Source organism: Nakamurella sp., assembly GCF_048594475.1.
Taxonomy (GTDB): domain Bacteria; phylum Actinomycetota; class Actinomycetes; order Mycobacteriales; family Nakamurellaceae; genus Nakamurella.
Genome location: NZ_JBMDXT010000013.1, coordinates 1 through 5,538, shown reverse-complemented (window position 1 = coordinate 5,538; position 5,538 = coordinate 1). Strand labels below are relative to the sequence as shown.

The 5,538-nt window shown below is 76.6% G+C and carries 7 protein-coding genes; 5 read left to right on the top strand and 2 right to left on the bottom strand.

The genetic code is table 11. The annotated features are described in order from the left end of the window. Both ACOJUF_RS00740 and ACOJUF_RS00735 read right to left on the bottom strand, forming a co-directional pair. Positions 1-516 (bottom strand): GtrA family protein (locus ACOJUF_RS00740; protein WP_420119951.1); only part of this gene is annotated, 516 nt, incomplete at its 3' end. A gap of 176 nt (positions 517-692) precedes the next feature. Next, complete coding sequence (locus ACOJUF_RS00735; RefSeq protein ID WP_420119950.1) at positions 693-1,820, bottom strand: LacI family DNA-binding transcriptional regulator; 1,128 nt, start codon at positions 1,818-1,820, stop codon at positions 693-695. Between the two features lie 17 nt (positions 1,821-1,837). Here ACOJUF_RS00735 and tsaB point away from each other — a divergent pair, with 17 nt between their 5' ends. The 5 genes from tsaB to ACOJUF_RS00710 all read left to right on the top strand — a co-directional run bounded on the left by tsaB (position 1,838) and on the right by ACOJUF_RS00710 (position 5,226). Beyond that, a complete protein-coding gene (gene tsaB, locus ACOJUF_RS00730) occupies positions 1,838-2,566 on the top strand; it encodes a tRNA (adenosine(37)-N6)-threonylcarbamoyltransferase complex dimerization subunit type 1 TsaB (RefSeq protein ID WP_420119949.1) in 729 nt (242 codons plus the stop codon). Beyond that, entirely contained in the window at positions 2,563-3,021 is a 459-nt protein-coding gene (gene rimI, locus ACOJUF_RS00725) for a ribosomal protein S18-alanine N-acetyltransferase (protein WP_420119948.1), read from the top strand. Before tsaB ends, rimI begins: the two co-directional genes overlap by 4 nt. Further along, positions 3,018-4,079 carry a tRNA (adenosine(37)-N6)-threonylcarbamoyltransferase complex transferase subunit TsaD gene (tsaD, locus tag ACOJUF_RS00720; RefSeq protein ID WP_420119947.1) on the top strand — a complete coding sequence of 354 codons (1,062 nt, stop codon included), beginning with the start codon at positions 3,018-3,020 and terminating at the stop codon, positions 4,077-4,079. The genes rimI and tsaD overlap by 4 nt, the downstream gene beginning before the upstream one ends. Before the next feature lie 202 nt (positions 4,080-4,281). Continuing rightward, positions 4,282-4,725: a hypothetical protein gene (locus ACOJUF_RS00715; RefSeq protein WP_420119946.1), complete on the top strand. Its 444-nt coding sequence runs from the start codon at positions 4,282-4,284 to the stop codon at positions 4,723-4,725. A 57-nt stretch (positions 4,726-4,782) separates the two neighbouring features. Continuing rightward, the gene (locus ACOJUF_RS00710; protein ID WP_420119945.1) at positions 4,783-5,226 is read left to right on the top strand and encodes a hypothetical protein; all 444 of its coding nucleotides are present in this window, start codon (positions 4,783-4,785) and stop codon (positions 5,224-5,226) included. Positions 5,227-5,538: the final 312 nt, after the last annotated feature.

Here is a 5,538-nt window from a genome sequence, read left to right as displayed (position 1 = left end):
GGAGCGCCCGCGCCGCGGACCGATACCCCCGCTCGCCGGCCGGCCCAGCAGCCACCACCGCAGCACCGCGAACCGCAGCAGGCCGACCGACCCGTTCACCGCGACCAGGGCGAGCACACCGGCCGCGTCGGACGGATCGTCCAGCGCGGCCAGGGCGAGCATGGAGAGCAGCAGCGTGGCCAGCCCGGTCACGACCCCGACGACGTGGTCGACCTCCGGCCGGCGGCCCGGCCGGAGCGCGGGGCCCGTGGTCGGGTTCGGGCCGCCGAAGGAGAACCGCCGGTGCAACTCGGTGGCCAGCAGGGTCGCGACCAGCCAGGACGCCACGTTGGCGGGTTGCGCCCCGACCGCGTCGGCCAGGAACGCGTAGGCCGCCAGCTGCAGCGCACTCGCCCCGCCGCCGACCAGGGCGAACCGCAGCAGCTGACCCGGCCAGCCGCCCCCGGCGACCGGCGACCGCCGCCGGACCGTCACCGGCGACCGGGTCGGGCGCGGGGCGGTGGCGGCGAGGGTCATGGCGTCACGATCGCGGGCCCACCCCAGCCCGGGCCAGGAACCGGCTGGGTCTTTGCTGTGCGCCGGCCCACGACCCTGCGCGGCTCCCGCGCGGCTCCCGCACGGGTGACTCACGAGACGCGCCCGAAGCGCACCCGAACCGCGCTGCCCGGCCCCGGATCGCGGCCCCGCCCGGCTCAGGACCGGGGCGGCGTGCTCTCCCGGACCACCACGTCGCCGATCACCGTGCGGACGCCGACCTCGTCGTCGGGGCCGCCGCTCAGGGCCAGGGCCAGGGCGTCCGCCCCGATGCGCTCCATCGGCAGCCGCACCGTGGTCAGCGCCGGGCGCACGTCCCGGAGGGTGGAGATGTCGTCGAAGCCGGCGACGGCCACGTCGGCCGGCACCCGCAGACCCTGATCGCGCAGCGCGGCGATGGCCCCGACCGCCATCACGTCGTTCACCGCGACGACGACGTCGACCCCGTCCAGCAGGCCGAGGTCGATCAGCTCGGTCATCGCCACGTAGCCGCCGTCCCGGGTCGGCGGGGCCACCAGCACGTTCTCCTGCGCCACCGGCGCGCCGGCCGCGGCCATCCCGGCGCGGAACCCGGTCATCCGGTCCTCGGCGGTGGCGATCAGCTCGGGCCCGGCCAGCACGGCGGCCCGGCGGTAGCCCAGCGAGGCCAGGGTGGTGGCCAGCCGCCGGGCACTGCCGTCGTTGTCGATCTCGATCGTGCGCAGCGGCATGCGGTGCTGGCCGACCACCGCCACCCGGCCGCCGCCGACCGCGTACCCGACGAGTTCCTCGCCGAGCCGGCCGGCCGATTCCGGATCGTTGAACCGGGAGCCGGCCAGCACGATCGCCCGCGCGCGCTGCCGGCGCAGCGACTCCACGTGCCGAACCTCGGCCAGCGGGTCGGACAGGGTGGCCGAGATGGTCACGATCAGGTCCCGCGTCGCGGCGACCTGCATGACGCCGGCGGCCAACGCGGCCGCCGACGGGTCGGCGATGTCGTGGACCACCAGCCCGACCGTGGTGGTGGTGCCCCGCACAACGGCCTGGGCGTTGGCGTTGGGGGAGTAGTTCAGCTCGGCCGCGGCGGCCTTGACCCGGGCCCGCAGTTCCGGATTGACCGTGCGGCCGGTGGTGCCGTGCAGCGCGCGGGAGGCGGTGGCCACCGACACGCCCGCCCAGCGGGCGACGTCGGCCAGGGTGACCTGTTCGGCCACGTCCACCTCCACCGCGCGCAGGGCCGTCGGGCCGTCAGGGTAGCCGCCCGCGCTCGGCGTCGGTTCCGGCTGCCGGGTCCGGCCGCCGGCCATCCGTAAGATGGCCCATCGTGCTCGTCCTCGCCCTCGACACCTCGACCCCCGCGGTCACCGCCGGCGTGGTCGTGATCCGGCCGCCGCACGAGCTGATCGCCGAGCTGGAGGCCGGACGGCCGGCCCGGCCGGCGCGGGTGCTGGCCCAGCACACGGTCGTCGACCCGCTCGCCCACGCCGAGAAGCTGATGCCGCTGGTCACCGCGGCGCTGGCCGAGGCCGGGCACACCGTGCGCGACCTGGACGCCGTCGTGGTCGGCGTCGGGCCCGGCCCGTTCACCGGGCTGCGGGTGGGCATGGTGACGGCGGCCGCGCTGGGCGACGCGCTGGACATCCCGGTGCACGGGGTACCCGGCCACGACGGTCTCGCGCGGTCCCTCCAGCCCCTGCCCGGGGCCCTGCTCGTCGTCACCGACGCCCGCCGCCGTGAGGTGTACGTCTCCGGCTACGCCGCGGACGGCCGGCGCGTCCTCGGGCCGGCGGTGGTCGCGCCCGCGGCGCTGCCGGACCTGCTCGCCGGATCGGGGCTGACGCCCACGCGGGTGGCCGGCGCGGGGACGGGCCTGATCGCCGACCTCGATCTGCCGGTGCTCACCCCGCCCGCCGACGCGCCGGCCATCGGCCTCGTCGAGGCCGCCGCGACACCGCTGCTCACCGGGGCGCTGCCCGGCCCGCTCGTCCCGCTGTACCTGCGCCGGCCGGACGCCACCGTGCCCGGGGCCCGCAAATCGGTGCTGGGCCGGTGAGCGCCGTGACGATCGCGCTGGAACCGGCGGCCGGGCGCGACATCGCGGCCCTGGTCGAGCTGGAGGAGATCCTGTTCCCGGGCGATTCGCCGTGGACCGCGGCGATGTTCGCCGGGGAGCTGGCCGCCGGCTACCACTACGTGGTGCACCGGGACGTCGACGGCGTCGTCGACGGGTACGCGGGCCTGGCCCTGCTCGGGGACGAGGCCGAGGTGCACACCATCGGGGTCCGGCCGTCGGCCCAGGGGGCCGGCCTGGGCCGGGCGCTGCTGCGCGACCTGCTCGCGCACGCCGGACCGCGTCGCGTGCTGCTGGAGGTGCGCACCGACAACGCGCCGGCCATCGCCCTGTACGAGTCGGAGGGATTCGTGATTCTCGGAGTGCGCCGCCGCTACTACCAGCCCAGCGGCGCGGACGCGTACACCATGGCCCGGCCGGCCGGGGCGGCGGCATGACCGGCCCGGCGTCCGGCCCGATCGTCCTGGGCATCGAGACGTCCTGCGACGAGACGGGCGCCGGCCTGGTCCGGATGACCGCGGACGGGCCCGACCTGCTCGGTCACGCGGTCGCGTCAAGCCAGGACGAGCACGCCCGGTTCGGCGGGGTCGTCCCGGAGATCGCCTCGCGTGCCCACCTGGAGGCGATGGTGCCGACGGTGCGCGCGGCCTTCGAGCGGGCCGGGATCGACCCGCGGCAGGTCGACGCGGTCGCGGTGACCGCCGGGCCCGGCCTGGCCGGAGCCCTGCTGGTCGGCGTGGCCGCGGCCAAGGCCTACGCGGCGGCCTGGGACGTCCCGCTGTTCGGCGTCAACCACATGGCAGGGCACGTCGCGGCCGACACCCTGGAGCACGGGCCCCTGCCGGCGCCGGCCCTGGCGCTGCTGGTGTCCGGCGGGCACACCCAGCTGCTGCGGGTGGACGACCTGGCCGGTTCGATCACCGAGATCGGCACCACCATCGACGATGCCGCCGGCGAGGCGTACGACAAGGTCGCCCGGCTGCTCGGCCTGAGCTACCCGGGCGGCCCGGTCATCGACCGGTTGGCCGCCGACGGCGACCCGGCCGCGATCCGCTTCCCGCGCGGCCTCACCGGACCGCAGGACCCGGCTTACGACTTCTCCTTCTCGGGGCTGAAGACGGCCGTGGCCCGCTACGTCGAGCAGGCGCAGCGGGACGGCCGGACGGTCGACGTCCCCGACGTCTGCGCCTCGTTCCAGGAGGCGGTGGTGGACGTGCTGACGGCCAAGACCGTCCGGGCCGCGACCGATCTGGGCATCGGCACCGTGGTGATCGCCGGCGGGGTTGCCGCCAACGGCCGGCTCCGGGCCCTCGCCCAGGAGCGGTGCACGGCCGCCGGCCTGGCCCTGCGGGTGCCCCGCCCCGGGCTGTGCACCGACAACGGCGCGATGATCGCCGCGGTCGGCGCCCACGTCGTCGCCGCCGGCGTCGAGCCGTCCGGCGCATCGCTCACCGGCGACCCCGGGCTGCCGGTGTCGACCGTGCACGTGGGCTGAGAGCCGGTCGCCCCAGCTCCTCGACTCGCCCCGGACGCGGGTTCCCGACCGTCGGGAACCCGCAGGTGAGGTGAGTCGACGCGCGCGCGGGCCGACGCGGAGCGGCGGGGGCGCGGAACCGACCGGCCCGGGCGCGCGGGCGCCTACCCTGGCAGCACGTGACCGTGATCGGAGATCACGTCCTGCTCAACGAGGAGCGTCGATGACCGCGACCACCGCCCACGATCCCCACCAGTTCCTGCGGACCGACGCCGGTCGGGCCCTGCTGACCAGGCTCCGGTCGACCACCGACGGCCGTACCGGCGATCAGCTGTCCGCGGCGATCCGGGCCGTGACCACCGCCGGCTCGATGCTGCCGCCTGCCGAGGTCGACGCGGCCCTCACCGCGATCACCCTGCTGCTGGCCGAGTACCAGCCCGACCTGCTGGACGGCGCCCCGGACGAGGACGCCGTCCGGGACTGGCTGCGACACGTGGACACCGAGCTGACGCCCGGCCGCCGGCTGGCGGCCGAGGCCGCCCTCATGCGGATCGAGATCGACCTGGACAACCAGTGGTACGACGCGCACGTCGCCGACGGCACTGTGGCCGGCGCGCTGGCCGATCTGCGGCGACTGCGGGACGCCCTGGCCGACGCGGCGCACTGACGGTCGGCGGCGGACCGCGGCGGTCGGCGCGCTTCCGGCGCGTGGCACCCTCGAGGCATGGTCGCCCCCGCGCCCTCCGAGCCCCCCGAGCCCTCCGAGCACCGGCCCGCCTGGGCCACGCTGCTCGCGGTGCTGCTCGGGCTGATCGCCCTGCTGCAGCTGCTCGTGGCCGGGGGCGTGCTGTCCGCCCGCGGCGACGATGTGTTCCTGGCCCGCACCGGTCTGTCGGCCGCGACCTGGCTGTGGGTCGCGACGGGGGCGTTGCTGCTGGCCGCCGGCGGACTGGTGGTCGCCCGGCAGCTGCTGCGGGGCGGCCGGCCGACCCGCGCCCTGGCCGGTGCGGCCGCCGGGCTGGCCGGAGTGGCGCTGGCCGTCGGCGGCTGGGGGCTGGTCGCCTTCGCCGGCAACCTGCAGTGGAGCTCCATCCTGATCGTCGCGCTCGCGCTGATGGCGCTGGGCCTGCTGTGGTCGAACCGGTCGGCCGTGGTCGCCCCGACCTGACCGCCCGGGCCGGGCTGAGCGGCCGGGCTGAGCGGCCGGGATGAGCGGCCCGGCGACGCGCCGATCCGGGTTCGGGCCGTCCCACGGTTGAGACCTGGCACTCGCATGGCTAGAGTGCTAGTCGAACGGCTCAGTGACGGCCCGGCACCCGCGACGACGGGCCCGAACCGCGCCGGGACAGGCAGACAATCATGTCGACGGCGCCCCGTCCGGGGTGGCCGCCGCGCGAACGAACCCCAGAAGGGGGAGGTCACACCGTGGCGAGCGTGAACATCCAGCCGCTCGAGGACAAGATCCTCGTGGAGGCCAACG

What these genes read in the sequence shown, in the direction of transcription:
- ACOJUF_RS00735 (WP_420119950.1), bottom strand. Translation starts at nt 1,820, where the DNA reads ATGGCCGGCGGCCGGACCCGGCAGCCGGAACCGACGCCGAGCGCGGGC.
- ACOJUF_RS00715 (WP_420119946.1), top strand. Translation starts at nt 4,282, where the DNA reads ATGACCGCGACCACCGCCCACGATCCCCACCAGTTCCTGCGGACCGAC.
- tsaD (WP_420119947.1), top strand. Translation starts at nt 3,018, where the DNA reads ATGACCGGCCCGGCGTCCGGCCCGATCGTCCTGGGCATCGAGACGTCC.
- ACOJUF_RS00710 (WP_420119945.1), top strand. Translation starts at nt 4,783, where the DNA reads ATGGTCGCCCCCGCGCCCTCCGAGCCCCCCGAGCCCTCCGAGCACCGG.